Annotated in this window: 38 protein-coding genes, 1 tRNA gene and 1 riboswitch; of the genes, 28 read left to right on the forward strand and 11 right to left on the reverse strand. The window is 54.1% G+C overall.

All coding sequences use genetic code 11. From position 1 onward, the window contains the following. Positions 1-493: 493 nt before the first annotated feature. The 7 genes from Q1B46_RS14635 to Q1B46_RS14665 all read right to left on the reverse strand — a co-directional run bounded on the left by Q1B46_RS14635 (position 494) and on the right by Q1B46_RS14665 (position 4,421). The gene (locus Q1B46_RS14635) at positions 494-1,018 is read right to left on the reverse strand and encodes a hypothetical protein (RefSeq protein WP_299949088.1); all 525 of its coding nucleotides are present in this window, start codon (positions 1,016-1,018) and stop codon (positions 494-496) included. 776 nt (positions 1,019-1,794) lie between these two features. Beyond that, positions 1,795-1,947, reverse strand: coding sequence for a hypothetical protein (locus tag Q1B46_RS14640; RefSeq protein ID WP_299949089.1), 153 nt, complete (start codon positions 1,945-1,947; stop codon positions 1,795-1,797). Continuing rightward, complete coding sequence (locus Q1B46_RS14645; protein WP_299949090.1) at positions 1,944-2,324, reverse strand: hypothetical protein; 381 nt, start codon at positions 2,322-2,324, stop codon at positions 1,944-1,946. The genes Q1B46_RS14640 and Q1B46_RS14645 overlap by 4 nt, the downstream gene beginning before the upstream one ends. A gap of 328 nt (positions 2,325-2,652) precedes the next feature. Beyond that, complete coding sequence (locus tag Q1B46_RS14650) at positions 2,653-3,204, reverse strand: hypothetical protein (protein ID WP_299949091.1); 552 nt, start codon at positions 3,202-3,204, stop codon at positions 2,653-2,655. Continuing rightward, complete coding sequence (locus Q1B46_RS14655; RefSeq protein WP_299949092.1) at positions 3,201-3,605, reverse strand: hypothetical protein; 405 nt, start codon at positions 3,603-3,605, stop codon at positions 3,201-3,203. The genes Q1B46_RS14650 and Q1B46_RS14655 overlap by 4 nt, the downstream gene beginning before the upstream one ends. 161 nt (positions 3,606-3,766) lie before the next feature. Beyond that, entirely contained in the window at positions 3,767-4,168 is a 402-nt protein-coding gene (locus Q1B46_RS14660; protein ID WP_299949093.1) for a hypothetical protein, read from the reverse strand. Position 4,169: 1 nt separating this feature from the next. Then, on the reverse strand, positions 4,170-4,421 hold the full coding sequence (locus Q1B46_RS14665) for a hypothetical protein (protein WP_299949094.1): 252 nt from the start codon (positions 4,419-4,421) through the stop codon (positions 4,170-4,172). A 735-nt stretch (positions 4,422-5,156) separates the two neighbouring features. Between Q1B46_RS14665 and Q1B46_RS14670 the strand changes: the two genes are divergently transcribed. From Q1B46_RS14670 to Q1B46_RS14795, 27 genes are all read left to right on the forward strand, one after another. Further along, positions 5,157-5,426, forward strand: coding sequence for a helix-turn-helix domain-containing protein (locus Q1B46_RS14670; RefSeq protein ID WP_299949095.1), 270 nt, complete (start codon positions 5,157-5,159; stop codon positions 5,424-5,426). Positions 5,427-5,705: 279 nt separating this feature from the next. Continuing rightward, positions 5,706-5,999, forward strand: coding sequence for a hypothetical protein (locus Q1B46_RS14675; protein ID WP_299949096.1), 294 nt, complete (start codon positions 5,706-5,708; stop codon positions 5,997-5,999). 313 nt (positions 6,000-6,312) lie between these two features. Further along, positions 6,313-6,486 carry a hypothetical protein gene (locus tag Q1B46_RS14680; RefSeq protein WP_299949097.1) on the forward strand — a complete coding sequence of 58 codons (174 nt, stop codon included), beginning with the start codon at positions 6,313-6,315 and terminating at the stop codon, positions 6,484-6,486. After that, complete coding sequence (locus Q1B46_RS14685) at positions 6,483-6,605, forward strand: hypothetical protein (protein ID WP_299949098.1); 123 nt, start codon at positions 6,483-6,485, stop codon at positions 6,603-6,605. Before Q1B46_RS14680 ends, Q1B46_RS14685 begins: the two co-directional genes overlap by 4 nt. Then, positions 6,598-6,861, forward strand: a complete 264-nt coding sequence (locus tag Q1B46_RS14690) for a hypothetical protein (protein WP_299949099.1) — start codon at positions 6,598-6,600, stop codon at positions 6,859-6,861. Before Q1B46_RS14685 ends, Q1B46_RS14690 begins: the two co-directional genes overlap by 8 nt. Continuing rightward, a complete protein-coding gene (locus Q1B46_RS14695; RefSeq protein WP_299949100.1) occupies positions 6,854-7,084 on the forward strand; it encodes a hypothetical protein in 231 nt (76 codons plus the stop codon). The genes Q1B46_RS14690 and Q1B46_RS14695 overlap by 8 nt, the downstream gene beginning before the upstream one ends. Then, positions 7,081-7,311 (forward strand): hypothetical protein, encoded by a 231-nt coding sequence (locus tag Q1B46_RS14700; protein ID WP_299949101.1) that lies wholly within the window; start codon positions 7,081-7,083, stop codon positions 7,309-7,311. The genes Q1B46_RS14695 and Q1B46_RS14700 overlap by 4 nt, the downstream gene beginning before the upstream one ends. Continuing rightward, positions 7,308-7,520, forward strand: coding sequence for a hypothetical protein (locus tag Q1B46_RS14705; RefSeq protein WP_299949102.1), 213 nt, complete (start codon positions 7,308-7,310; stop codon positions 7,518-7,520). Before Q1B46_RS14700 ends, Q1B46_RS14705 begins: the two co-directional genes overlap by 4 nt. Beyond that, a complete protein-coding gene (locus Q1B46_RS14710) occupies positions 7,520-8,185 on the forward strand; it encodes a Rad52/Rad22 family DNA repair protein (protein WP_299949103.1) in 666 nt (221 codons plus the stop codon). The genes Q1B46_RS14705 and Q1B46_RS14710 overlap by 1 nt, the downstream gene beginning before the upstream one ends. Continuing rightward, positions 8,182-8,442, forward strand: coding sequence for a hypothetical protein (locus tag Q1B46_RS14715; RefSeq protein WP_299949104.1), 261 nt, complete (start codon positions 8,182-8,184; stop codon positions 8,440-8,442). Before Q1B46_RS14710 ends, Q1B46_RS14715 begins: the two co-directional genes overlap by 4 nt. After that, positions 8,442-8,825, forward strand: a complete 384-nt coding sequence (locus tag Q1B46_RS14720; protein WP_299949105.1) for a recombination protein NinB — start codon at positions 8,442-8,444, stop codon at positions 8,823-8,825. The genes Q1B46_RS14715 and Q1B46_RS14720 overlap by 1 nt, the downstream gene beginning before the upstream one ends. Next, entirely contained in the window at positions 8,818-9,363 is a 546-nt protein-coding gene (locus tag Q1B46_RS22205) for an HNH endonuclease signature motif containing protein (protein ID WP_366871561.1), read from the forward strand. Before Q1B46_RS14720 ends, Q1B46_RS22205 begins: the two co-directional genes overlap by 8 nt. A 2-nt stretch (positions 9,364-9,365) precedes the next feature. After that, positions 9,366-9,662 carry a nuclease domain-containing protein gene (locus Q1B46_RS14725; RefSeq protein WP_299949141.1) on the forward strand — a complete coding sequence of 99 codons (297 nt, stop codon included), beginning with the start codon at positions 9,366-9,368 and terminating at the stop codon, positions 9,660-9,662. Between the two features lie 217 nt (positions 9,663-9,879). Beyond that, positions 9,880-10,143: a hypothetical protein gene (locus Q1B46_RS14730; RefSeq protein WP_299949106.1), complete on the forward strand. Its 264-nt coding sequence runs from the start codon at positions 9,880-9,882 to the stop codon at positions 10,141-10,143. 13 nt (positions 10,144-10,156) lie between these two features. Further along, complete coding sequence (locus tag Q1B46_RS14735) at positions 10,157-10,468, forward strand: hypothetical protein (protein ID WP_299949107.1); 312 nt, start codon at positions 10,157-10,159, stop codon at positions 10,466-10,468. After that, the gene (locus Q1B46_RS14740; RefSeq protein ID WP_299949108.1) at positions 10,461-10,751 is read left to right on the forward strand and encodes a hypothetical protein; all 291 of its coding nucleotides are present in this window, start codon (positions 10,461-10,463) and stop codon (positions 10,749-10,751) included. Before Q1B46_RS14735 ends, Q1B46_RS14740 begins: the two co-directional genes overlap by 8 nt. Then, the gene (locus tag Q1B46_RS14745; protein ID WP_299949109.1) at positions 10,748-11,212 is read left to right on the forward strand and encodes a Lar family restriction alleviation protein; all 465 of its coding nucleotides are present in this window, start codon (positions 10,748-10,750) and stop codon (positions 11,210-11,212) included. Before Q1B46_RS14740 ends, Q1B46_RS14745 begins: the two co-directional genes overlap by 4 nt. Then, positions 11,209-12,054, forward strand: a complete 846-nt coding sequence (locus Q1B46_RS14750) for a hypothetical protein (RefSeq protein WP_299949110.1) — start codon at positions 11,209-11,211, stop codon at positions 12,052-12,054. Before Q1B46_RS14745 ends, Q1B46_RS14750 begins: the two co-directional genes overlap by 4 nt. Positions 12,055-12,368: 314 nt before the next feature. Then, on the forward strand, positions 12,369-12,737 hold the full coding sequence (locus tag Q1B46_RS14755; protein WP_299949111.1) for a hypothetical protein: 369 nt from the start codon (positions 12,369-12,371) through the stop codon (positions 12,735-12,737). Positions 12,738-12,957: 220 nt separating this feature from the next. After that, positions 12,958-13,347 (forward strand): hypothetical protein, encoded by a 390-nt coding sequence (locus Q1B46_RS14760; RefSeq protein ID WP_299949112.1) that lies wholly within the window; start codon positions 12,958-12,960, stop codon positions 13,345-13,347. Beyond that, a complete protein-coding gene (locus tag Q1B46_RS14765) occupies positions 13,348-13,740 on the forward strand; it encodes a hypothetical protein (RefSeq protein WP_299949113.1) in 393 nt (130 codons plus the stop codon). Positions 13,741-13,953: 213 nt separating this feature from the next. After that, positions 13,954-14,337, forward strand: a complete 384-nt coding sequence (locus Q1B46_RS14770) for a hypothetical protein (RefSeq protein ID WP_299949114.1) — start codon at positions 13,954-13,956, stop codon at positions 14,335-14,337. After that, positions 14,334-14,636: a hypothetical protein gene (locus Q1B46_RS14775; protein WP_299949115.1), complete on the forward strand. Its 303-nt coding sequence runs from the start codon at positions 14,334-14,336 to the stop codon at positions 14,634-14,636. Before Q1B46_RS14770 ends, Q1B46_RS14775 begins: the two co-directional genes overlap by 4 nt. Further along, positions 14,633-14,983, forward strand: coding sequence for a hypothetical protein (locus Q1B46_RS14780; protein WP_299949116.1), 351 nt, complete (start codon positions 14,633-14,635; stop codon positions 14,981-14,983). The genes Q1B46_RS14775 and Q1B46_RS14780 overlap by 4 nt, the downstream gene beginning before the upstream one ends. Positions 14,984-15,051: 68 nt before the next feature. Then, on the forward strand, positions 15,052-15,876 hold the full coding sequence (locus Q1B46_RS14785) for a tyrosine-type recombinase/integrase (RefSeq protein WP_299949117.1): 825 nt from the start codon (positions 15,052-15,054) through the stop codon (positions 15,874-15,876). A 226-nt stretch (positions 15,877-16,102) separates the two neighbouring features. Continuing rightward, positions 16,103-16,178: transfer RNA gene (locus tag Q1B46_RS14790), tRNA-Ser, on the forward strand. A gap of 431 nt (positions 16,179-16,609) precedes the next feature. Beyond that, positions 16,610-17,932, forward strand: coding sequence for a UDP-glucose/GDP-mannose dehydrogenase family protein (locus tag Q1B46_RS14795; RefSeq protein ID WP_299949118.1), 1,323 nt, complete (start codon positions 16,610-16,612; stop codon positions 17,930-17,932). A 298-nt stretch (positions 17,933-18,230) separates the two neighbouring features. Here Q1B46_RS14795 and Q1B46_RS14800 read toward each other — a convergent pair whose 3' ends face one another. Genes Q1B46_RS14800 through Q1B46_RS14815 form a run of 4 tightly spaced genes read right to left on the reverse strand, consistent with a single transcriptional unit; the run spans position 18,231 to position 21,348 of the window. Continuing rightward, positions 18,231-19,244: an iron ABC transporter permease gene (locus Q1B46_RS14800; protein ID WP_299949119.1), complete on the reverse strand. Its 1,014-nt coding sequence runs from the start codon at positions 19,242-19,244 to the stop codon at positions 18,231-18,233. Between the two features lies 1 nt (position 19,245). Next, on the reverse strand, positions 19,246-20,193 hold the full coding sequence (locus Q1B46_RS14805) for an ABC transporter substrate-binding protein (RefSeq protein ID WP_299949120.1): 948 nt from the start codon (positions 20,191-20,193) through the stop codon (positions 19,246-19,248). A 16-nt stretch (positions 20,194-20,209) separates the two neighbouring features. Further along, positions 20,210-20,995, reverse strand: coding sequence for an ABC transporter ATP-binding protein (locus Q1B46_RS14810; RefSeq protein ID WP_299949121.1), 786 nt, complete (start codon positions 20,993-20,995; stop codon positions 20,210-20,212). Beyond that, a complete protein-coding gene (locus tag Q1B46_RS14815; protein WP_299949122.1) occupies positions 20,992-21,348 on the reverse strand; it encodes a DUF1636 domain-containing protein in 357 nt (118 codons plus the stop codon). Before Q1B46_RS14815 ends, Q1B46_RS14810 begins: the two co-directional genes overlap by 4 nt. A 238-nt stretch (positions 21,349-21,586) precedes the next feature. After that, positions 21,587-21,794, reverse strand: a riboswitch (cobalamin riboswitch). A 275-nt stretch (positions 21,795-22,069) separates the two neighbouring features. On the opposite strand from Q1B46_RS14815, the gene Q1B46_RS14820 reads away from it, so the two are divergent. Continuing rightward, positions 22,070-23,137, forward strand: coding sequence for a hypothetical protein (locus Q1B46_RS14820; RefSeq protein ID WP_299949123.1), 1,068 nt, complete (start codon positions 22,070-22,072; stop codon positions 23,135-23,137).

Below are 23,137 nucleotides of genomic sequence, written 5' to 3' on the forward strand. Positions count from 1 at the left end.
CTGACGGGCTATGCTCCTATGCCGGGTCATGAACCCCGGTGCAGTGTCGTTTCACTGCCGCCGTAGCGGGAGGGAGGAAAGCCCGCCAACCGAAGGCAGCGGGTGCACAACATCAGAGATGAAGCGCGACATTACTGCGGGCCAACACATCCATACGGAAGATTAAACCCGCTACAGCACCAAATCTTGCTTGAGCTGTTTATCGTGGTGCCAAGAATGAAAACTGACCCGTTCACTTTCGTGTAGAGGGGCCAGTCGTGTGCCGGTGATCAACTCCGGCTGTGTGCTGTTTGAACGCGGGCCTCGGTGACTGTCAGCGCGTGCTGCCTACCTGCCATTTTCCCGACGCTTCCCGCGCTCAGGTGACAACACCAACCTGCAGGGTTCGACCCGGGTTTGCCCAGACCTAGTGCTGTCACCAAAGAGCGGAATCAAAAAACCGAAACGACTTTCACAACAATCTCGGTGGAACCATAATACGCGTTCCCGAAATTTAGTCAACCCGCTCTGATAGATTTTCTACGGCATTTACAAACGCTTTCCCCTTCTGAGTTATAGAACCGTCTATCAATACCTCACACCAGCCCCGTGAAACCGATTGAATGATCGAACGGTCCGCTAAACTCAACTGATTAAACCAACCCCGCCATTTATCCCAGTTGTTCACGGCGTCACGGTGTTTTTCGTCCTCGTCACGCAAGTCCGGTTGTTGCTCAAGATCAACCTCGAATGACTCCGGCAGAAATTCCACCTTCGCCACCTTTGCGGCCATACTCTTACCGAGGCATACCCTGTGATATCGCGCCTCAGCGTTTGTCAGGCCCGCATAGACGCTCCAGAGCCCTACTGCGTCCTCTACGGTGCACGCGGCGAATAGAACCTGTCCTGCGGGCTCCCCTAGCGCCTGGAACTGCATGAGCTGCCACTTGTCGGGGTTGTGGCCCATTTGCTTTGCCCGAACCTCTAGGGCCGCACGGGCCGGGTGACGATCCACGCGCTCTTTGGGTAGCTCAGCCATTCTCTTGCGCCCCCGCGCCTTCTTCCGGGGTGCTGGGGCTAAGTCTATCCCGATACTCTGCTTGCGGTTTCTCTTGTCGCCCTTACCCATGCAATTCGCCCCACGGATTGATTGGCCTTGATATAGGGGGCGGCTTCTTCGGAAGGCGTCGCTTCAGCTTTTGCCGAACACGCGCGCTTGGCAAGAACCGCGCACCCTCGTCCGCTGGATACTGGTATCCAAAACCATATGGATAGTTCCCAACCCAAACCCGGACATCACCAAGAAAAATGCAGTATTTGTCCTCAACAACAATCTCCGCTCCATTGTCAATCTGGCTTTCAAGGGCATCACTATAGTCGTGGTTTGTCGGGTGGTTTTGGTGCCAGAAATTCGGGCGGATTAGTCTAAAGAAAAAATCCTTCACTGAGCGACTGTCCATCACACAACCTAAAAGCCTGAGAACACCTCGTCTGTTCATGACTTCGCCCTACCCACTATTTTCGCGGATAACCATTTCCCGAAGTCGTCAATCGTATCCATTGCCAGCCAACCGGCCCTGAAGCCAAATCCAGCTATTGCTGCGATTGCTATGATTTCCCACGCTTCCATCACTGCCCCCGAATCCTCGCTAAGCGCATCAGATTATCCATCAGCTTCAAGTTCTGTTCATGAAGCCGCCGTTTCAGTCGTATCGTGAATATGTTGAGGATTATCTGAACCACAAAGCCCGCAATCATCAGCCAAACAAACCACTCCGGAATTGCGATTGTAATCATCTCACTGCCCATCACACATCACCCCTTTATCTGTGCCCGCAGCTCGTCACGCTGAATGCGCAACCGCTGTATGGTGGCGCGCTGGCGTTCAATCTGATCGTTCTTGCCTTGAATAATCTTGAGGTATTTTTCGTTATCCAGAGAGAGAGGGCCTAGTTTGCGCTTGGTCATTTGGTGCCCCCCTCATCAGCCAGCCAGTATATGAAAATGTTTTGAACGCGCTTTCGCTCAAGTAACCCCTTCTTCCAGTATTCGGTTAGGCTGCTTCTGACTGAGTGTTGGGTTACGCCCCTGCCCATCTGTTGAAGCTTCACAAATACATCAGACGCCGTTAGTTCGATGTGCTGTTGAAATATCGCCCGATAAACATCGAACTTTGAAGGACGGCCAACCTTTGGCGGCTGAGATACGTCACCACTGATAATCCAATCCTCTAATGCTCGTGCTTGCTCTGCGGTGTAATGACTTGCTTCGGTGCCGAATGCGGTATCGCCCCGCCCCTTGTCTTCGTTGCGGACACTGAAAATCTTCTGAGAATGTAGGGTCATGCCGCCGCCCTCATTCTTTCTATGAAGCGCTCCAGTAGAGCAATCGCCCCGCCCCATGTGTCCGCGTTATGTAGACTGTTGATGCTTCGACACATGTCTTGCGGCGACATTCCACGAGATCGACACCAATTGGCATGCTCCAAGGCTTCGTCAAAGGCAGGCATGACGTTCAATCCCTCTTCTGGAGGGCTCGGCGTTGCTTCCATCTGTGGCTCAGGCTTGGGGCGCGGGCGGGGCGGTAGCGAGGCGGGGTATCGAACGCTGCCGCCAACTTCCCAACCTCGACGTACAGCGACATTCTCCTTGCGGGCCATTTCCAACATTGCGTTCATTGCGCAGCCTCCGTCACCGGGAGATATGGCAAGACAACAGAACCGAAACGTTCACCCATCATGTATGGCGCATCATCCCGATATGCTGCTTGCCACTGACGGACACTTGCGGCGCGGTACTGATCCAGCGTTTCCCCTGAAATAAGGTTGGCGTTGAGTGCCCGAGTTCCCAAATCGCCCCAAACGACTTTCTCAGAAACGCCTTCACCTGCCTCCATTTTTCGAGCGGCAAGTTCAACCTCGTCGGTTTTATACGTCTGCAACGGAGCGCGACGTGACCCGCCCGCTGAGGGAACGCCGTCAACGAAAACACCCTGCGGAGGCCAAGCGTAGCTGCTGTGAGTGTCCGCGACCTTCTCAAGCACCCTTTCGATATTGGCATTGAATTCATCACGGCCAGTTACCGGCAAGCGCCGCGCCATAGCTTCAGCAATCGACCGTACCGAGGCGTCCTGTGCGTCCTGCGTCATACCCCGAGGCGGGGTGTAGCGCTCAAGGAATTTGCTGATTTCGATAAGGGCGGCGTCTCTACGTTCTTCGAACTTCATGACGTTTCCTCTTCGGCTTTGAGTTGGGCTTGGATGCGGTGCAAGGATTCTTGTGATGCTGAGAATCCAGATTTTCTAAATCTCTTCCCTGCCCCCCTTGGGGGGTTGGGGGGCTTAATAGGTTTAGTATCCTTATTAAGGTTGTTATCCTTAAGGGGCCTGATTTCACCGCCAGCGGGTTTTACCGGCGGCGGGTTTTTCAGGCCCTCGGTAACCGGGGGACGGTTTTTCAGGCCCTCGGTGTCAACATCTTGTGCCTCTGGGTCATCATGGATTTCCCAAATCGTGCCCTCAAACCTACCGTCTTCACCGTGTTTGTTTTTGATTTCCAAGTAGCCAATTTCTTGCAGTTGCTTTACAATCTTGCGATACTTGTCACGACCAAAACCTGTTGTTTCCATGAGGTTTTTCCTACGGAAAACCCACCCCTCTTTCATAGACATAATGAGGCCAAGAAATCCTCGCGCCTCCATGGATAGGCGACTGTCACTGAACACCGCGTTAGGCACGGCGGTGTAACCTGAACGTCTAGATATTGTGTTTCTGCACTCGCTCGGTTCAGTCACTCAATCACTCCGCGATGCTCGATTTCAACAACTGGCGGGATGATTTGGACCACTACACAGCCATCCTCTACGATGCCGCCATGCTTTTTCGCGACGCGGAACCGGCCATCATCAACGCCCATCGCCAGCGCTATGCCATCCTGTCCGGTCTTGAATGCGGCTTCCTTGGCATCGTCATCCCAACGGCACCCTCTGGGCGGGTAGAAGGTGTATGTCAGGCTGATAGGACCATCGAGCCACTTGATGCGGTTCACGCCTTGCTCAAGCGCTAGTGCCCAGCATGCCTTTTTGTAAGCGGTTCCCTTCGGACGCCACTTGGACCAGTGGTTTGACCGAATGAAGTTCGGGCGGCACTCCGTTGGGGGCCATGGCAGCTTGATTGTGATGCGCTCGGTCATCTCACTGCCCCGCTGGCGACTGGTCATCACCAATCAGACCAGCCTCAAGGTCGTCAAAGTGGTGTGCCAGCCGCCGCAACTGTGTCCCCATGCCCTTCTCTATGTGGCCGGTGAACAGTGGTTTCTTTTCGCCGCCCTCTACGTCTGGGTTGAGGGCGAAGGTCTTGCCGTTCTCTCGGTGGTCCGTTGTGCGAACGACTACGTGACCGAGGCGGTAGACTTGCTGAGAGAGTATCTTGGGGCGCTTACCCATTCACACGCCCCCTGATGCCGAAAGGGTTAGCGACCAAGCATTGCTGCATAGAAATTGTCCGGGGCGGCTGGCATAAAGAGGCGCACAAGCTCCAGTGTTGCGGGTAACTCTTTCACCCCGTTTTTGGGATGCTTCAGAACAAGTTTTCCGGGCCTTCCGGGCGCTTGGGAAATCTTCATGTCCAGTAACTTGCAACGGCTGTACGGCAATCCCTTTGTGCGATGTCCGCCCCGCGTCGATGCGGGAACAGGTTCTCCGATTGCGTAGATGGGGCCTGTATGACCTTGCGCGTCTAATTGCCTCTTGGTCTTTGCCATGAGTGAAGTCCTTTGATTGATTTTGGAAAGCAGGGGTCATCACACGCCCTCTGAGGGGGTGGCGGGAGGAATATCGTTTTCTAAGCCTTGAATTTGCCCGACGCCGTTAGCATTTTGCTTAACATGACGTTTATCTTTCCAACGAAAAAGGTGGTCCGGTGTCAGGATGCCCATGTCATTACAAAGCCCTCGGACGTCAATGAACCAGGACGAAGGCATGAGTCCGGTCTTAATGGCGCGACTGACAAGTTGAGTACTAAGCTCAAGGTTTGTCTGGAAGCGCCTCCGACCGACATACGAAATGAACTGCTCTACAGTTTCGAACGATGGTTTATCAAGCATAGGACCTATACTAAGCAATACGCTTAGTATGTAAATACGCAAAATGCTCAGTGCGCAATTTTATGAATCAGATATCATGCCAACCATGCTGGAAGACATGGAAGATAAGCGCGAGGCCGTGGGCGCAAGGCTTTGTAAAGTCCGAGAAATACTCGGTCTCTCAAAGAAAGAATTTGCTGAACGCGCCGGGCTTAGTGAACAGGTATATGGACCATTCGAAAACGCCCGCCGCGAACTTTCTCTGCAAAGCGCGAAGCGTTTAAGGGCTACTTATGGGCTTCCGCTGGAATTTATGTACTTTGGAAAGATAGACGACTTGCCTACTAGAATTTCTAGAGAACTATAATCCAGCCCCTCTGTCAGGTCCGCCCAGAAATCTAATGATAGACCGCTTTCACGGCGCGCCTTCTTTAGCAGTGCTAAAGTTGCGGCGTCTTCTACAGCGTTCACTTTTAATACCCCTCAGTCCAATTCCCCAATATGTACTGTCCGCCTTAAGTATCTAATTAATACTTGTGGCGGATTTTTGGCAATTCAGTAAATACGCAATTTGTTTATTTTTGGTCTTGCACTACGCAAATTGCTTAGTTATATTCTTCCTAACACGAGAGGGAGAACGGACAACATGTACAGCTACGAAAGCAACACCGAATTCCCAACTGACAATGGTTACCTTGAGTACGTTCAGACTGGATTTGACTACGACACCGAGTTCTTTCCTGCTGATCCGACTATTGGTCAGTTTGGCGACGAATATGAAGTTACCGCGCGCGTTGAGTGGGTGAACTTCTCGGGCCTTCGTCTGACTCGCGAACAGCTTCTCATTATCACCAGCAAATCAACCGTTGAAGAGATTGAGGCAAGCGTTGCCGAGCAAATCCGCAACGAGCTTGAGGCTGGCAATCTGGAGGCCGCGTGATGGACGACGCAACCCTACAAGCCCTCAAGGACAGTATTGCGAAGTGGGAGAAGAATGCCCGCGCTGAGTGCCTTGACAACGTGAGAATGGGAATGTTGCATTGCCCGCTGTGCAAGATTTTCAATGGGCGCGGACACAGAGGTAACGACTGTGAGGGGTGTCCAGTAAGGGAGCATACCGGCGTACAATACTGCTACGAAACTCCGTATTGGGATGCCGATAAAGCGAACGATTACTTTCAGTTCGAAAGATTTCTCTCAGCCGCCCGCGCCGAAGTCGACTTTCTCAAATCACTTCTACCGGAGGCCCAGTCATGATCCTCACACCCCTTATCGAAGCAGACTTTGAGTTCAACTTCGACCGCCCTGTGTATCGCCTAGAGCCAGAGCAGCGAGTGTTTGCGCGTCGCGACCCTGAAAACCTCTGTGAGTACGGCCCACAGAACCACCCGTTACCGCCGTTTGAGCCGAAGGAGGCGGGGCGATGACCCGCCACAACCTCGGGATACTCATTCTCTGCACTGCCGTTGGCTTTGGTGCAGTCAGTATCGCCCACGCGAAATTCACACATGACATGGCGAAGAATTGGGAGTGGATCAATGAGTAAACAACCTAAGATCATCGTTGTCCGTGAGTCATGGATCGAAAGCGCCAAGCGTGACCTATTCAGTGTCGCTTGCGCATTCGCAATCATCGGACCGGGCGTCCTCGTGGATAGCTCCGCAATGCAGTGGTTCGGCTTTCTGCTGGCGATGATTGTCATATTCACTAGGGCTGCAGGGCTTCGCAAGAAAATGACCGTCTCGCTAGACGAGGCGATTGAGCAAATCGATCAGCTCAAGGCGGAGGCGTCCAATGACTAACATAACCAACCTCCATCAGTTCGATAGCACCCCTATTCCCTTCACCACATACGTTGCTGGCGGAATCTGGGAAGGGCTCAGCAAAGCCGCACTGGCTGCTGCGTATATCGCATTCGTTTTCGCTTTCTCGCTGCAAGGCGGGAATAGCTCCGGCTGGCAGGTTCCGTTTCCCTCTCAGAGCGTTTCGCTGCCTGCCGGGGCCTCTATGGAGGCAAGCCAATGAGACACGACACCCCACAATTCTACCCCGACCCATACGGGAACGGACAGGCCAACGTCGCCCGCATTCGCATGGATATATCCACGGAAGCAATGGGCAAGGCCGCACCAGACGCCTTTTCAACTGGATACGTTAACCCGCTTTGGAGGGCTGCACAGCGCCGGATTTTCAAGCGAAACCGGGCTGATTACGAGCGCGCCAAGGCGATTTTGGAGGAGATAGGCCAATGAGTGGCCTCCCTCGCATGAAGGACACCACCCGCCCACAGGACGCCTTCACGCTTGTGATGATTGGCGGAGTTGAGCGGATGACAACGGCGCTGCGCCGGGGTGACCCGTTCAGCGAAAAGGGGCTGCAAGAAATGCTGAAGTTTGATCAGCGGTGTCAAGCCTTCTCTGCCGCACTGCATGACCGTTTGCCGATTACGGAGGATGATTGATGGACTTCAAAAAACTATCCGAAGAATTCCCACGCGAGTCAGTTAGCTGGCGCGTTCAGGGAACGCCATATGAGCGCAACGGCAGGTTCTCAGCAATGGCTCTAGCCTACATTGATGCTCGGGACGTCATGGACCGGCTTGACGAGGTGTGCGGCCCCGACAACTGGCAAGACGAGTACACCACCAACGCAAACGGGCTGACGATTTGCCGTATCGGAATCCGAGTTACCGATGAATGGGTTTGGAAGTCTGACGGCGCTGGTGAAACTGCCGTTGAGGGACAAAAGGGCGGTATCTCAGATGCTCTGAAACGCGCTGCCGTTCATTGGGGTATTGGCCGCTACCTGTACCGCTTGGACTCTCCTTGGGTGGCCTGCGCCGTGAAGCAGAAGGGCAACAAGACGTATTGGAGGGAGTGGACCGAAGACCCTTGGTCCAAAGTCAAGAACGCTCCTTACAACGCCGCTGAGGATGCCCGCAACAAACAAGCCGACGATGCGATGATGGAAACCGCTCTAGGCAACATAAACGGCGCGCAATCGCTGGATGACCTTAAGGCGATTTGGTCGGACCTCAACCACAATCAGCACTCATTGGCTGAGGATGCTGACGTTATCGCAGCAAAAGACCAACGCAAATCGGAACTGATGAAGGAGGCCGCATGACGCGCTTTGACCTTATCTCACCCCGCCCGCGCAAGGACGGCAAAACGTATTGGCAAAAAGTAGGGGCTGCATTTCCACGCCAGAACGGCGGGTTTTCACTGGTGCTCGACGCCTTACCCCTTCCTGACAATGAGGGCCGCGTATCGTTGCTTATGACCGAACCCAAGCCGCGTGACGGCCAGCAAGGCGGTCAGTCCGGCGGGGGATACAGCGAGCCTGCATCGAGCGGCGTTGACGACGACGAGATTCCGTTCTGATGCCTGCAACGGTCGTTCTGGATAGCCCCGCACAGCGCGAGAAGGCCAAGGCATGGTGTGGAAAGGCACCTGACGGCACCATTGTGACGCTGAAAAAACCGGGCCGTACAATCCCCCAGAACGACCGTATGTGGGCCCTGCTCACGGATGTATCCGCCCAAGCCGTACATAACGGCAAGCGATACACAACAGATCAGTGGAAGGCCCTGTTTTGCCACGCATGCGGTCATGAAATCCAATTCATCCAAGGGCTGAATGATGAGCCATTTCCAGCGGGGTTCCGTACTTCAAAAATGACGAAGGAGCAGATGAGCGACTTGCTGGAGTTCATCTTCGCATACGGGGCAGAGCACGGCATCAAGTGGAGCAACGACTATGAATGAAGCACCAATCCATGAGTTAAAGCGCTGCCTTCGTTACGACGCTGCAGTTGGCAGAATATTTTGGCTTGGCAGAGATGCTCAGCAATTCTCTTGCGAGCGGTTGTCAAATTCTTGGAACGCTCGATTCAAGGGAAAATATGCAGACGTGTCCATACGGCGGGACGGATATCGCCGCCTTGGTTTTAAGGGTCAAAGACTGTTAGCGCATCGTGTCGCATGGGCGCTTCACACAGGCAGATGGCCAGCGCTCTACATCGACCATATCAACGGCGACAAGGCTGATAATCGAGCCGTAAACCTTCGCGAAGTTGAGCACGTTGAAAACGCGAGGAATCAGAAAAAGCGTCATGACAACAGCAGCGGAAGAACTGGGGTCTATTGGTTCCCTAGGGAGGGCAAGTGGAAGGCACAAATAACCGCTAGTGGTAAGCGGCACTGCCTTGGCACGTTTCAAGATAAGGAAAGCGCTGTTCTGGCGCGCGAACAAGCTGAAAGATCCCTAGGGTTCCACAGCAACCACGGGAGAGCGGAAGTATGAACATGCTTTTCCCCAAGCCAGCTAAGTACAAATCTAAGAAGCTGCGGGACTTCGCTAGAGGGCAAGACTGCCTGCTTAACCTGGGTTGCTGCAACCACGACCCAGAGACAACGGTTCTCTGCCATATCCGTCTATTTGGCGTGGCTGGCATGTCTGTGAAGCCGCCAGACTTCCTAGCTTTTCACGCATGCAGCGAGTGCCACCGGAACGAGAAAGACGCGGGTTTTGACGATATTCTTCGCGCCCTGATGCTCACACTGATTCGTGTTTACGAGCGCTTCGGGACATTGACCCCATGACCCACGTCGCCGCCGCATTCCTCCTCCTACTGGGCCTTCTCTCAGCCTTACTAACAGGCCTAACACTGCACTCCTTCAAGGAACTGCGGATCAACCTGCTTACCCTGCTGTCTCTTGGCTCAACGGGCGCGGCTTATGCGCTGTTGGTGTGGGTATGAGGCAGCCACACATGACCACCCACCCCCAGCACGCGAATGGAAACGAGAGGAACGGATAGATGGCTGACGAGAGTTTTGCTTCTGCATTCAAGGCCTATTGCGCGGCGCAATACGGAGCGGCTGATCCCAGTGATCTCCCAATTCGTCAGAAACTGGAAGCTGAGGACGCGTTCTATGCGGGCGCACAACATGGCTTCTATTCCGGCTTTGGCGCGATCGATGACGAAGCGTTTTTGCTGGATCGAGAGCTGCGCGCATTCGGTGAGAACATTGTCAAACGGTACGCCGATGCAGGTCTGCCACTTGGCCAACGACGCTCTTAGAAGGACCAACCCCATGAAACACACCGCACGCATAGCAGCAATCATCGCCATCATCGTCTTTGCTCTTCCTGCATCGGCAATCAACACCAACCCAGAGCCGCCGAAAGAAGAACCACCTGTAGAGACACCAGAGCCGGAACCGCGCGCGAAGGCAAAACCGGAACCGAAGGCAGAGCCACAGCGGGCCGAGCGCAACGAGGATGACCGCGAGTGCCCCCATGACGAGCTGAACAAGTGGCGGGCATGTTTAGCGCCGACTGTCTCTCTGCGGCCCAAAGCGCGGCCTGTAACGACGCAAGTAATGCGGGGTGAGAAGCATGACTGACAGAACAGGCGGATCAGCATTTCCAACCGAACACGACACGAGCCACATGTTCGAAGGGCGCGGCGGTGGTGGAGTCTCACGAAGGAGTTCGGGCATGACCCTGCGCGACTACTTCGCGGCACAGGCTTTGGCGAACCCGAACATTTGCACTGGCTCCGCTTCAGACTGGCAGCTTCGAAATTGGTTCGGCGAACATGCAAGCGGAATTCGGAGAGAGCAAATCGCTGCCCGTCAAGCTTACGAATACGCCGACGCGATGCTGAAAGCGAGGGAAGAACAATGACTGACACATTGAAGCCATGCCCATTTTGCGGGTCTGATGATGTCTCCGACGCTGGCTATATATTCAGCGGAGATAAGGAGAACCCAACAGATACCGGCTATTTCTGCAACTGCGTGAAATGCGGCGCAAAGAATGGCGGCGTTATGGGTTTCGAAACAAAGGCGGAGGCTGTTAGGCGCTGGAACACCCGCCCCGCCAACACCGACCCAATGACAATCGCCAAGTACGACGATGATCTGCGGAAGGCTGCGGGTGTGTGGCGGGATATGGAGAGCGCGCCGAGGGACCACACGCGCATATTGCTCTATGTGCCGCCTTATGGTGTTTCGTGTGGGCATTTTGATTGTGTTTGGGAGAACGGCATTGAGCGCTGGATTATGCATTCAGTTCTCAACAAGGACGCGCAGCCCACAGCATGGATGCCACTACCAGAAGCACCGAACGGAGGGTCTGGGCGATGAATTGGCAACCAATCGAGACTGCACCGAATGACGGGACATGGATCGCGGTTAAAAGTGTCGAAAACGATATTCACCATCAACCAAGTGTAGCGTGTTTTTGTGACGGGCTTTGGATGGAGTTACATCATTATCTTAAAGGCGAGGTGGATTATGACCAATGGCCCGTCACCCACTGGATGCCCCTGCCCTTGCCCCCCACCGACCAGCCCGCCCCGGTGTTTGAAAGCGTAACATGCGTACACCTGACTGATGAAATGCGGCGCTCTTGCCCTCAGTGCAATCCCGGCGTGGGCACACCGCATGAACTGCAGCCCGCCCCTGAAGACCGGCGACCAGACCGGAAAGAAGTCGAGCGCCTCTGGCAAGAGTATTGCGATGCGTCCCTATCCATTGGCGAACTTCCCGGTGGAGTTGAGGAATTCGACATAGACGAAATGAACAACCGCGCTCATGATTTGTACGAATACGCCAAGAACGCCACCGCCACCGACCAGCCCACCCCTCAACAGGCGAGGACACTAGCCAGAAATCAGCCGTGCGGTTGCATAGTCTGTCACTGTGAAGACGATGAGCAATGCCAGGGCTGCGGTGCAAAAAGCTGTGGCAACCACCCCGTAGGCGAAATTCCAAACCCTGTCTATGAGCAGCCTCAACAGGCGGACGTGCAGGGGGCGAACTTCCTAAAGCGTGTCGCGGCCCATCTAGCACTAAACGCGCATATCAAAGACGCCAAAGGCAACACACAAGTCGCCCATAACGTAGGCGTCGATACCGCAATAGCTGAAATCCTAAAGTTATCGCGTGGCGAAACCGCCCTCCGCGCATTGGCTGGGGAGGGGTGAGCGATGGATACACGGCACATAGACGACGCAATCAGTTTACTTGAGCGCGCAGAATCTTGGATTTCCAATCGCGCGAGAACCAGTGAGGATTACAGGTTCGCTCGGTACTTGAGGGCGGCGGCGAAAGAAGCAAGCAAAGAACTTCGGCAGCTACACAATCAATCTAGCGAAAAGATTGTTTATGTGGGGGATAATCCAATTCACGAACCGCTTGGCTGTTACTGCAATGCTAACAATGCGCCCTGCAACTGGTGTGAAAACCACTGTGTTGAATGCGAAGAGCACCTTGATGATTGCACATGCGAGGTGTCCCCATGACCCAAGCACTAAAGACATTGCACGACAAGGTTGAGGCGCGAACGGCCTCCTACAGCGATTTTAGCAATTACTTCAAGCCTGTTCTGACAGACACGGAACACGTTCACTGGGGCACCATCGCGAAATCTGCAGACAGCGGCTCACTCGACGCCGCTAAGGCGCTTATGGACGCATGTACAGGCTGGGTAATTCAATCCCTTGTTCAGCGGCACGGGGGTGTTTGGGTTGCCCACATTTGGGAGGTGGATAGCGAAGGCTGGCATCAGGAGGGGATGCGGAAGATCGAGGTCTGGAACGAGTGTCTAGCCCGCGCGATTTTGTTGGGCCATTTGCGCGCCCTGCTATCTCAAGCAGAGGGGGAGTGAGGATGAGAGGAAGAATAGCCGCTTGGATATTTGACAACGTGCCGATGCCGTCATTCGCGCAGCCGTATGTGTTTGGATTGATTATAGGGCGCTGGCCCAGAAAAGCGAAAGGCGATCCCGAAGGACCGCCCAGAGGATCGCGCCTCGAATGTGGTGTATTAAAACGCTACAAAATATGGGGCGTTTTGTCAAGGATGGCCGCTAGATTTGGGAGGCAGCCATGACACAAGAGCGGGAACTGATACTCAACCTTGCCGATTGGATCGAGCGCCGGAAAGACCACCTAAGCCCGTCATATGCCGACCATATCATTCACACGGTACGGCATTATGAGGCCGAGATCGAAGCCCTCCAATCCCAGCTTGCAAAGGCGCGGGAGGTGAAGCCGCTGATTTGGGAAAGTGATCCGCACATACAAGAGGAAGGTTCAAGCGAGAGTGCTCTAACCCAGTTTGGCAGGTATTTTGTCAAAGACAGTATGTGGTGGGGGCCGCAGGTCATTGTCTCAACCGGATATGGGTCGAACGAGGTGGCCAAAGCGGCCGCGCAAGCCGACTATCAGCGCCGGTACACCGCCATGTCAGCCCTCACACAACAAGGAGATGGGTAGATGGGAAACAAGCCCGGTAACAACGATTGGAAAAGTTTCGGCGCTGCACCGAATGCGCCCTCTCAACCCATCCCGAAGCCGCGATACTCGAAGAAAACGCATGAACCCTGCAAAAGTGGCCCTCACCATCGGCAAGAGACGATAACCCTTGCAGATGGATTTGAGTTTTTTTCGGACTGCGAACTTGCGCCACTACTGCGAGAACTCAATGCGGCGGGGGTTGCTACCTACTCACATTGCGCGGGCCACACACTAGATGCACCGGCTTGGATCGTCCTGAATCTGGAAAACCTTGATTTGGAAATTCGTCCCGCGAACGCAATGGGCAACGGTGTGCTTAGGCCAGCCCAGGTGATTTTGCGTTGGTCGCCTCCTTGGAGCAGAAAACCATGAGTGTCCTTGAATTCAAGGGGACCGCGCGAGACCACCGGAGATTACTGAACTGCCCTGACTGCGGATCAGCCACGTTTAAGATTGTAAAGCACGGCGCATCCGAGACCCCAAAAATCGAGTGCTCTAATTGTGAAACTACATTCATCGCTCTTGACGTTCAGGAAGTAACCCCATGACCCACTCCAACTATGACCCGGTAAGGGGGGAGGAAGGATGAACGACGATATCGAAATCCCGATTATCGAAATCAACGACGGTTGGACCGTTGACGATGTAATAACTGAGAATGATTGCGATGACGCGTTCGCGCTGCTGACATCCATTGTGGCGGCCATCGAAGAGAGAATGGATATTCTGGACGCTCAAGGCGAAAAGCAGAGCATTCAGTACATCAAGGCCAAGGCAGCGCTACGCTATAAACGCGCAGCATTGAACATCGTCAACATCAAGCGCGGACGCCTCAAACGGCAACAGAAGTTAGACGAGCAAGAACTGATTATCGATTACATCGCAGCCCACCATGAACCAATCATGAAGCAGGCGCGTCTGTATATCAAAATGAATAGCGGGCAGGTTCTGCAGAAAGCGGCGGGATGACCGACACTGACTTCAACATCGCAAAGGTGAAGGGTCATGTACTCTTCTACAATGATGATAATTTTGTAGGCAGCAAACCCTTCACTGTAGACTTAAACAACTCTCTCTGTGGCGAAATCCACGTTGAATTTGGTAATTCGGACGAATGCGGGCGTGTCAATCGGGCACGGCTAAAAATTGGTGACAATTTCTTTGGCGACGAGTGCTTTCCACCCCTCTATGTGAGTAGCTTCATGTCAGTCACTTACTGCCAGGAAATTAGCATTTCTTTCGATGAACGGCATAAGGAGGCGAGATGACAACGATACCCAACATTGCATCGCTTGATGAGGCGACTGAAGAATTGCGCTGTTTCGCCAAAGAAGCAATTCGCAACGCCGCTGCCGAGCATGGTTTGCTAATAAAAATAGGGCGCGGCTACGGAATAGATAGAAATGATTACCGGAGGCTAATTAAGAAATGCCAAGGCCCAGCAAAGGAGCCCGACTCCATAAGTACGACCATAGAGCAAACTGGTATATCCTCGACACGGGAAAGCCCCCAAGATCCACAGGCCATTCAGGCCGTGCAGAAGCTGAGAGAGTCCTTGCGACGTACATCGCAACAAAGGGACGGCAAGGTGCTGCCAATGAACCAGCGAACGTAACGTGCGACCGCGTTCTGACTATCTACGTTGAGGAACATGTTCCAACCGTCGCAGATCCGGCAAGGATAATGTACGCGGTCGAAGCCTTAACCCCATTTTGGGGAAATCTAAAAGTATCCGATGTGCGCGGTGAAGTATGCCGCCGATATGCGAAGTGGCGAAAGAAGGTTGTAAAGCGCGACCCTAAAACCAAGGAACCGATTGAGTTTGAGCCAATTTCACAAGGCACTGCCCGAAAGGAATTAGGAACACTTAGGGCGGCTATCAACTACTGCCACGGCGAAGGCTATCTGACCAACGCCCCAGCAGTGACGATGCCAGACAAAACAGAGCCCAAAGAAAGGTGGTTAACACGGCAGGAGGCGGCACGACTGCTCAATGCAGCCCGTACCGGCGATAAAACCAGACACCTCGCGCAGTTCATCATCATCGCCCTGTACACCGGCACTCGTAAGGACGCTATTCTGCGAATGGGTTTCGAGCGGAACACACTTGGGGGACGGTTCGACCTGGAGAATGGCCTGATGTACCGCAAAGGCGATTCAGAACGCTCGACCAAAAAGGCCAGAAAGCCAGCTAAGATACCCCGCCAACTGGCCGTGCATCTCAAGATTTGGAGAGCCAACGGTCAGAGATGGGCTGTAGAGTATGAGGGCGCGCGCGTCGGCAGTTTAAAGCGTTCATTTAACAACGCTGTGAGACGTGCCGGTTTAAAGGACGTTACACCCCACACACTGAAGCACACGGCTATAACCTGGGCGCTCCAGAATGGCGCAAGCACATGGGACGCAGCCGGGTTCTTTTCGACCTCAGTTGAGACGATTGAAAAGATCTACGGGCATCATTCACCGGAACATCAGGCAACAGCACTTAGAGCAGTGGAGAGAAGGTAATGAAAATCAATATTGATGGTAAAGACATCGAAGTGAAACCCGGAGTACCATTTATGTCAGCCGGGAAAACGTTTGGCCTGTGCGGAAGATGTTACCGGATAATTCGATTGGATGGCTGGAGTAAGGGCGTCCACTTTTGCACAGGCTAATATCAGAGTTTCTGTTACGCGTAACGAAAACCCCCTATCTGAAAGGCTCTGAAACGTGACCAAACGAGGGGAAAATAGGGGTTATAGCGTGAACAAAGGGGCCGGGACTGTCTTCGGGAGGCAGGGGTCGGAGGTTCGAATCCTCTCACTCCGACCAATGATTTCAAATATTTTGACAATGCTTGGCCGGCCGCTTCGGCCGCTGATACTTTTATGATTTGACTTCTAATGTTAAATCACTCTCGGTCGAGCGCAATTGCGCATGTAAGGACTGGCCTCACTGACCTTTTTGCCGACGTGCCTTACCCCGTGTTGACGGATCCATGCTTGAGTACTCTTCAGCCGCGTTAACGGCACTTGAACAATCCACCACAAAAGGCATATTCCGTCACGAAGAACAGCGACCCGTTGAGATTGACCTAGCACAAGTATCAATGCGGCACTCAGGCTCAAAACGGTGGCCCGGTGTAATTCGGCCAACACACGAATGGATATAAACGACGGGCTCTCACGGTTGTTAAGCCATATCTAAATCAGAACCCATGGCGTGCCGTTGGCGAGAACAATAGGAAGGAATTCGATTAATGCGTATTGCAATGATTGGCACGGGATATGTCGGCTTGGTTTCCGGAGTCTGCTTTTCGGATTTTGGTCACGATGTGGTCTGTGTCGATAAATCCGAACGCAAGATCGAAATGCTTCAAGCTGGCGAGGTGCCTATTTATGAGCCCGGCCTTGACACGCTCATGGCCAAGAACGTGGCGGCGGGTCGTCTAACCTTCACCACCGACCTCGGTGCTGCGGTCGATGGGGCGGATGCGGTCTTTATTGCGGTTGGCACGCCGACGCGACGCGGAGATGGGCACGCCGACCTGACCTATGTAATGGCTGCCGCCGAAGAAATCGCGCAGGCAATCACCGACTATACTGTTGTCGTTACCAAATCGACCGTTCCGGTTGGCACCAACCGTAAGGTTCATGCTGTTGTCTCGGCTGCCAATCCCAAGGCAGAATTCGACGTGGCTTCGAACCCTGAGTTCCTGCGCGAAGGGGCTGCGATCGATGATTTTATGCGCCCGGACCGTGTCGTCGTTGGCGTTGAAAACGAGCGTGCGACGGAAGTTATGGCAGAAATCTACCGCCCTCTTTATCTGAGAGACTTCCCGATCCTGACCACCGATCTGGAAAGCGCCGAAATGATCAAATACGCGGCGAATGCTTTCCTTGCGACTAAGATCACTTTCATCAACGAAATCGCCGGGCTGTGTGAACGCGCTGGTGGAGATGTCAAAGAAGTCGCGCGCGGCATTGGTCTGGATGGTCGTATCGGTAACAAATTCCTGCACGCAGGCCCCGGCTATGGCGGCTCGTGTTTTCCGAAAGATACCGCGGCGCTTGCCCGGATCGGGCAAGATCACGCCCACCCAATGCAAATCACAGAAACGGTCATTCGCGTCAATGACGAGGTCAAGAAGCGGATGATCGAGAAAATCCGGGATGTCTGTGATGACAGCTTCAATGGCAAGACGGTGGCGGTGTTAGGTGTCACCTTCAAACCCAATACCGATGATATGCGCGATGCGCCTTCATTGACTATCGTCCCGGCCTTGATCGGTGGCGGTGCTTGTGTGCGCGTGGTTGATCCACAGGGCCGCGCCGAAGGCGAAGCCCTGTTGCCGGGCGTCGACTGGCTGGACGACCCGTATGCGGCCGCCGCCGACGCTGATGCGGTTGTCTTGCTGACCGAGTGGAACGAATTCCGTGCGCTGAACCTTAGTGAATTGGCCGAGACAATGAAATCGGCCCGCATGGTGGACCTGCGTAACATCTACTCGTCAGCCTTGGTTCTGGGGTCGGGATTTGAAACCTATGTCGGCGTCGGTAGCGGCGATCTGGGGCATAACTGACACCGACACTATGTCGTCAGCTTTAATCAACAGATAGCATTTGCCGGATCGGTGACTCTTGCAAAATTCTCATCCGGGTGAACGCTGTGGTCGGGGGACAGTCTATCAAGTACTGTCCGGGATGAGGTCGGGCACCTTTTGTTTTCTTTGACGTTTCGACAGGGATGTCTGTCCTCGCGACCGATAAAGATTGCTAGGCGTGCCAGCTCCAGGTCGAACGCAATCAGCGCGACGGAAAATCAGTGCAAGGGCAAAAGTTTGTTCATCGCCCTACCCTGCCTCGGGCGGTCGTGTACCTTTATCGCTGGTTTCTTGCCGTTCTGAACAACAGCAAGAATACAAAAACTGAACCTATGGAAGTAGTGACAATCCCAACCGGCAGTTCCTGCGGGGCGAGCAGGAGCCTGCTGAGGATATCAGAACCTGTCAGCAAAGCCGCGCCTACGATTGCAGCGGTTGGCAGAAGATGGCTGTGCAAAGGTCCCGCGATACCGCGGGCAATATGCGGTACCATCAGACCGACAAATCCGATCACCCCCGCCACAGAGACAAAAACCGCCGTCGCCAAAGCCGCTGTGAAGAACATGCTGAATCTCAACCCCTGAACGGGAACGCCAAGAGTTGTGGCAGTCAGATCCCCGGTCAACAGCGCGTCCAACCAACGGCTGCGATACAGCGAATAGGTCAGGATCAGGATCAGCCCAGCACAGACAAGTGGAAACGTCTCCCACCGGGCCAAACCCAGACCGCCCAACATCCAGAATATCACCGAATGCGCGGCGCGGTTATCGCCGGCGAATATCAGATAGTTGGTGATGGCCGAAAACAGGAAAGAGACCGCCAAACCAGCAAGGATCAGCTTCTCTGGTGCGCTAGTGCGCAGTCCGTGAACTAGGGCCAGCACGACGCCCGACGCAACAAGCCCTCCGCAAAAAGCGGCCAGCGGCAGGGTCCAGAAACCCAAAATGTCTCCTGTCACGGTGATGACAAATACCGCCCCGGCAGCAGCGCCCGAGGACAGACCAAAGAGAAAAGGGTCCGCCAGATCGTTGCGTGTTGTGGTTTGAAGAACCACGCCCACAATTCCGAGACCGGCGCCTATCACGGCCGCGAACAAGGCGCGGGGCAGCCTGAGGTCGAATACGATCCGATGCACAGGTGACATGTCACCTTCTCCAATGCCTGTACCCCGCAATATTGCTGTGAGTGTCTCAGACACAGGGATGGAGGTGGTTCCATAAATCGTTGAAACCAGCACGAGGGCGGCCAAGACGACCGCCCCCAACAGAAGTGTCAGGCCCAATCGGCCCATATCAGTTGAGACCTGGGTGCATTGCTTGCGCCATCTTCGAGATTGCCTCGATATTTGCCGGTCCAGGTGTCAACTCTTCGTACCGCAAACCTATCCAGCGTTCATTTTTGACCGCATCGGTTTGCGACATCACTGGATGCTCTTGCAGGAACTTGAAGGTATCTGCTGCTCCGTTGCCAGTCTGATAGTCCAGCAACACCAGGAACTCCGGGTTGGATGCGGCAACAGCTTCCCACGAGGTACGGCCCCAGCTTGTTTCCATATCATGGGTGACGTTCTCGCCACCCGCCGCCGAGATCATGGCGTCTGGAATGGCAAATTTCCCTGCAGTGAAAGGTGCATCTGCGGGGCCATCCAACAGGAAAACGCGGGGCTTCGACAGATCAGCAGTCTGTGCCTCGATCGCGGCCAACTCACTTCTCCAATCGCTCACAAGTGCCTGGGCCTTGTCTTCGACGTGCATGACTTTGCCCAACCGCAGCACATCCTCAAACAGTAAGTCCATGCTGGCTTTGGGGCGCTTTTTGTCCAGATGCACACAACTTTCAGTCAGGATCATCGTCTTGATCCCGAAAGGCTCCAACGTGTCCGGGGTCACGTCCCCGCCGGGTTTCATGCCATAATACCAACCTGCGAAAAACAGATCTGGGTCCGCAGCCACAAGGTTCTCAACAGTGGGATATTTTGGCGCAAGTTCCGGAATGTCACCACGCAACGTGTCGAATTCGGGGCTGGTTTTATACCAGCCTGTGATGCCGGTCAGTCCAACGATCTTGTCCTGCAGCCCCAAAGCAAATGCCATGTCAGTCATGTTCATGTCATGTACGACCAACCGCTCGGGCTGAGTCTCAAAAACCAGAGGTTCGCCGCAATTGTCGACGGTGACCTCATGTGCCGCAGCGCTGCTTGCAATGGCAGTGACCAGAGCCACGGACCAGATTTGTTTCATCAACATTCTCCTGATTTTAAGTTGAAACGGTAGTTCTTCGGATATCTAGCGCCGGGATCACGCGGCCTTCATGATGAAAGCGCATGTAGTCGACGCCAAAGGTTTCGCGGACCCGTTCGGGCGTCAGCACATCGGCCACTGTGCCAAAGCCGGTCAGGCGGGTGGATTTCATCAAAGCCACATGGGTCGCAAATTCCGGGATCATGACAAGGTCGTGCACGATCATCACAACCGTGATGCCAAGATCGGCCACAAGCGACAGCATCCGCCCTTTGGCGTCCGGGTCCAGATGATTGGTTGGTTCATCCAGAAACAGCAGCGATGGGTTCTGCGCTAACGCCCGCGCGATATGGGCGCGTTGACGCTCACCCCCGGAAAGTTGCGCCAACCGCTTTTCCGCCAGAGCACCAAGATGAGTGAGGTTCAGTATCCGGTCGAGTTCGCGCGCGTGATCTTCGGTCGAGCGATCTGCACGAATGGGAATCTGCCCCAATGCCACATAGTCGCGCAACGTCAACCGCGCGTCTGGAAACTCTTGCTGACTTACAACAGCGATCATTCGAGCACGTTCTTTTGCAGATAGGTGCTTTAGACTTTGTCCATTGATGCAAACATCACCAAAAGCCAGCGCCTCTGCCCCGCAAAGCAAATTCAAGAGCGTTGTTTTACCAGCACCGTTCGGGCCGGCAATGGCGAGAATGGCCCCCTCGCCCAATTCAAATGAAACGCCTTGCAGCAAGACTTCTCCGCTGGGCGCGTAATATTCGAGATTTTCGGCGATCAGAAAGGTTTGCTTGATCATGCCGCGCCTTCCTGCTGGATCCAAGGCATACGAGAGAGGGTCTTCGTGAACAGTGCCCGCGGTCGATCAGTTGCATTTGTCCAGCCATCTGGACAGCATCGATACTGGTCAGCAAACTCCAATACCGCGTCCAAATCCTCATCTGTGGAGATGCCACCGAACAGATATTGCGTCTTGCCGGGTGCCTGAAAACCGATGGTTGTAGGGTAGTCGCAGCCTGCCATGCACTGGACCGGCCGGATCACAAACCCCTCGGGCAAGCTTTGCGCCAGCGCTCCGGTCAGAGTTCCGGCGGATTTGGCTCCCCGGCAGCTCGTACACACAAGAAGAATATGATCAAGATTGGTCGTCATCACGTATCCATTTACAGCGTCAACAATTTGTATGCAATGTTATTACATAACTTTCTAGATATTCCAGATTCGTCCAAAGGCGGACCACCTCTGCGGATATCGCGATCGAGAATGAAGTGATTAACCGGTATTCGCATTTTCCACTCCACTTGTTTCCAAGCGCAGGCGGAAGCTATCGGTCATGTATACGCGCACTTGACGTGCCATCTATGCCTCCTTCCAGGACGCCCCGCCCCGGGTTGGTTGAACTTTCGATGGCAGGTCTCCTGACTTGCGGGTCCGCGCTCGGCCAACCTTCCCGACCCTTGGGCCAGTGGCTGTTTGGCGTAGCTCATCGCTTACAGTTGCGGGGGCAGTTACGGACTTGGCGCCTTATGGCAATCCTCACCGTATTCCCTTTTCATCCCTCGGGCGAACCGTTGGGAACCATCTTGAGTCTGAGTGCCCGAGATCATGGAATGCGTCAATAGTTATTTGACTGACTTCTCTAACGGCAGATCGGCTTGCTGGTAGCTTATCAATTCGATGCATGACAAACGCCATTTCAACGCTGAGACGCTTGCTCCAGATCAATTCGAAAAATATGGCAAGATTGCTTAGAACCCACTCGTTTGGAGGAAAATGGAAAACGGGTTAATCTAAGCGCATTTAGAAGATGCAGACCGTCATGCATCGTTAAAGTGGTTATCATTGCCCGGAATTTATCCGGGAAGGGGGTTCGTTGACACATGTCTTGCAATACACATCATCCTCAGACGTGGTTGACGATGTTATCGACCAAAATCTCGAAGCCGTCGCGCAGTGGAAAGGCCGAAGGCTAAGGGCGCAGCACGGACGTAGTCATGGATGCGTGACTGCCACCTTCACAATCCGGGACAAGCTACCGGAACGATTGCGCCATGGTCTTTTCGCCCAGCCTGCAACCTACACAGCGGCAGTTCGCTTTTCCAATGGTGCGCATCTGGATGACCGCAAAACCGATGCTCATGGGATGGCGGTCAAGCTTTTTGATGTGCCTGGCCCCAAATTGATCGATGCCGAAGCACTTGCACATCTCAACATTTCGCAACTCAGCGATGAGTTTGATTTTGTTCTTGTCGATCAGGATACATTCCCCACCTACCTCCCCGACGAATATGAGCGTATGAGCAGCCTGATCGCCACGCTGCAGGCCGTGCAACATGCGGCAAACAAACGGCGCAAGTGGTCGTTAAAGCTGATTGCCAGAGGCCTGCGCGCCGGGTTTCGCGCCTTTGCTACACGGAAAGGCAAGCAACGCCTCAGGATTGCGAGTGATTTTGCATCGAACTACATGCAATCGCCATTCGAGGCACATTTCTGGTCAACCACGCCCTATCGGCTGGGGCCGGACCTGACTGTTCGATACCTTGCCCGCAGTGTTCGACATAAGACTGCGACAAAGCCGGTGGATGAAGCTGACGGTATCAGCCAGAAGCTACGAAACGACGTTGCCGAGGGCGACAATCGATTTGAGTTCTGCATAATCGAACCTCCACGCGACGGTGATGGGTTTGATCAGCTCGACAACCGCATCAGATGGGCCTGCGAACCGGGGCCGGACGCACCGCTCGACCCGTTTCACCACACGGTCACGCCCGTTGCAGATGTCACCATTTCCAAAGACGCAAAATTTGATCCCCATGACGGCGACACTATGTCATTTTCCCCTTGGCGAGTGACCGCTGAACACGAACCTCTGGGACCGATCAACGCAATCCGGCTTAAGGCTTATCTGAGCCTGGCGCGCGCCCGGTTTCCAAACCGATGA

Source organism: uncultured Ruegeria sp. (assembly GCF_947500045.1).
Taxonomy (GTDB): Bacteria; Pseudomonadota; Alphaproteobacteria; order Rhodobacterales; family Rhodobacteraceae; genus Ruegeria.

Excerpts from the sequence above, each read along its gene's own strand:
- Q1B46_RS14715 (WP_299949104.1), top strand. The coding sequence starts at position 8,182 with ATGACGCGCTTTGACCTTATCTCACCCCGCCCGCGCAAGGACGGCAAA.
- Q1B46_RS14675 (WP_299949096.1), top strand. The coding sequence starts at position 5,706 with ATGTACAGCTACGAAAGCAACACCGAATTCCCAACTGACAATGGTTAC.
- Q1B46_RS14755 (WP_299949111.1), top strand. The coding sequence starts at position 12,369 with ATGACCCAAGCACTAAAGACATTGCACGACAAGGTTGAGGCGCGAACG.
- Q1B46_RS14655 (WP_299949092.1), bottom strand. The coding sequence starts at position 3,605 with ATGGAAACAACAGGTTTTGGTCGTGACAAGTATCGCAAGATTGTAAAG.
- Q1B46_RS14695 (WP_299949100.1), top strand. The coding sequence starts at position 6,854 with ATGACTAACATAACCAACCTCCATCAGTTCGATAGCACCCCTATTCCC.
- Q1B46_RS14800 (WP_299949119.1), bottom strand. The coding sequence starts at position 19,244 with ATGGGCCGATTGGGCCTGACACTTCTGTTGGGGGCGGTCGTCTTGGCC.
- Q1B46_RS14710 (WP_299949103.1), top strand. The coding sequence starts at position 7,520 with ATGGACTTCAAAAAACTATCCGAAGAATTCCCACGCGAGTCAGTTAGC.
- Q1B46_RS14775 (WP_299949115.1), top strand. The coding sequence starts at position 14,334 with ATGACCGACACTGACTTCAACATCGCAAAGGTGAAGGGTCATGTACTC.
- Q1B46_RS14685 (WP_299949098.1), top strand. The coding sequence starts at position 6,483 with ATGACCCGCCACAACCTCGGGATACTCATTCTCTGCACTGCCGTTGGC.
- Q1B46_RS14690 (WP_299949099.1), top strand. The coding sequence starts at position 6,598 with ATGAGTAAACAACCTAAGATCATCGTTGTCCGTGAGTCATGGATCGAA.
- Q1B46_RS14720 (WP_299949105.1), top strand. The coding sequence starts at position 8,442 with ATGCCTGCAACGGTCGTTCTGGATAGCCCCGCACAGCGCGAGAAGGCC.
- Q1B46_RS14815 (WP_299949122.1), bottom strand. The coding sequence starts at position 21,348 with ATGACGACCAATCTTGATCATATTCTTCTTGTGTGTACGAGCTGCCGG.
- Q1B46_RS14680 (WP_299949097.1), top strand. The coding sequence starts at position 6,313 with ATGATCCTCACACCCCTTATCGAAGCAGACTTTGAGTTCAACTTCGAC.
- Q1B46_RS14795 (WP_299949118.1), top strand. The coding sequence starts at position 16,610 with ATGCGTATTGCAATGATTGGCACGGGATATGTCGGCTTGGTTTCCGGA.
- Q1B46_RS14660 (WP_299949093.1), bottom strand. The coding sequence starts at position 4,168 with ATGACCGAGCGCATCACAATCAAGCTGCCATGGCCCCCAACGGAGTGC.
- Q1B46_RS14740 (WP_299949108.1), top strand. The coding sequence starts at position 10,461 with ATGACTGACAGAACAGGCGGATCAGCATTTCCAACCGAACACGACACG.
- Q1B46_RS14700 (WP_299949101.1), top strand. The coding sequence starts at position 7,081 with ATGAGACACGACACCCCACAATTCTACCCCGACCCATACGGGAACGGA.
- Q1B46_RS14705 (WP_299949102.1), top strand. The coding sequence starts at position 7,308 with ATGAGTGGCCTCCCTCGCATGAAGGACACCACCCGCCCACAGGACGCC.
- Q1B46_RS14650 (WP_299949091.1), bottom strand. The coding sequence starts at position 3,204 with ATGAAGTTCGAAGAACGTAGAGACGCCGCCCTTATCGAAATCAGCAAA.
- Q1B46_RS14805 (WP_299949120.1), bottom strand. The coding sequence starts at position 20,193 with ATGAAACAAATCTGGTCCGTGGCTCTGGTCACTGCCATTGCAAGCAGC.
- Q1B46_RS14810 (WP_299949121.1), bottom strand. The coding sequence starts at position 20,995 with ATGATCAAGCAAACCTTTCTGATCGCCGAAAATCTCGAATATTACGCG.
- Q1B46_RS14745 (WP_299949109.1), top strand. The coding sequence starts at position 10,748 with ATGACTGACACATTGAAGCCATGCCCATTTTGCGGGTCTGATGATGTC.
- Q1B46_RS14645 (WP_299949090.1), bottom strand. The coding sequence starts at position 2,324 with ATGACCCTACATTCTCAGAAGATTTTCAGTGTCCGCAACGAAGACAAG.
- Q1B46_RS14785 (WP_299949117.1), top strand. The coding sequence starts at position 15,052 with ATGTACGCGGTCGAAGCCTTAACCCCATTTTGGGGAAATCTAAAAGTA.
- Q1B46_RS14640 (WP_299949089.1), bottom strand. The coding sequence starts at position 1,947 with ATGACCAAGCGCAAACTAGGCCCTCTCTCTCTGGATAACGAAAAATAC.
- Q1B46_RS14760 (WP_299949112.1), top strand. The coding sequence starts at position 12,958 with ATGACACAAGAGCGGGAACTGATACTCAACCTTGCCGATTGGATCGAG.
- Q1B46_RS14670 (WP_299949095.1), top strand. The coding sequence starts at position 5,157 with ATGCCAACCATGCTGGAAGACATGGAAGATAAGCGCGAGGCCGTGGGC.
- Q1B46_RS14665 (WP_299949094.1), bottom strand. The coding sequence starts at position 4,421 with ATGGGTAAGCGCCCCAAGATACTCTCTCAGCAAGTCTACCGCCTCGGT.
- Q1B46_RS14635 (WP_299949088.1), bottom strand. The coding sequence starts at position 1,018 with ATGGCTGAGCTACCCAAAGAGCGCGTGGATCGTCACCCGGCCCGTGCG.
- Q1B46_RS14725 (WP_299949141.1), top strand. The coding sequence starts at position 9,366 with ATGCTTTTCCCCAAGCCAGCTAAGTACAAATCTAAGAAGCTGCGGGAC.
- Q1B46_RS14730 (WP_299949106.1), top strand. The coding sequence starts at position 9,880 with ATGGCTGACGAGAGTTTTGCTTCTGCATTCAAGGCCTATTGCGCGGCG.
- Q1B46_RS14735 (WP_299949107.1), top strand. The coding sequence starts at position 10,157 with ATGAAACACACCGCACGCATAGCAGCAATCATCGCCATCATCGTCTTT.
- Q1B46_RS14780 (WP_299949116.1), top strand. The coding sequence starts at position 14,633 with ATGACAACGATACCCAACATTGCATCGCTTGATGAGGCGACTGAAGAA.
- Q1B46_RS22205 (WP_366871561.1), top strand. The coding sequence starts at position 8,818 with ATGAATGAAGCACCAATCCATGAGTTAAAGCGCTGCCTTCGTTACGAC.
- Q1B46_RS14770 (WP_299949114.1), top strand. The coding sequence starts at position 13,954 with ATGAACGACGATATCGAAATCCCGATTATCGAAATCAACGACGGTTGG.
- Q1B46_RS14765 (WP_299949113.1), top strand. The coding sequence starts at position 13,348 with ATGGGAAACAAGCCCGGTAACAACGATTGGAAAAGTTTCGGCGCTGCA.
- Q1B46_RS14750 (WP_299949110.1), top strand. The coding sequence starts at position 11,209 with ATGAATTGGCAACCAATCGAGACTGCACCGAATGACGGGACATGGATC.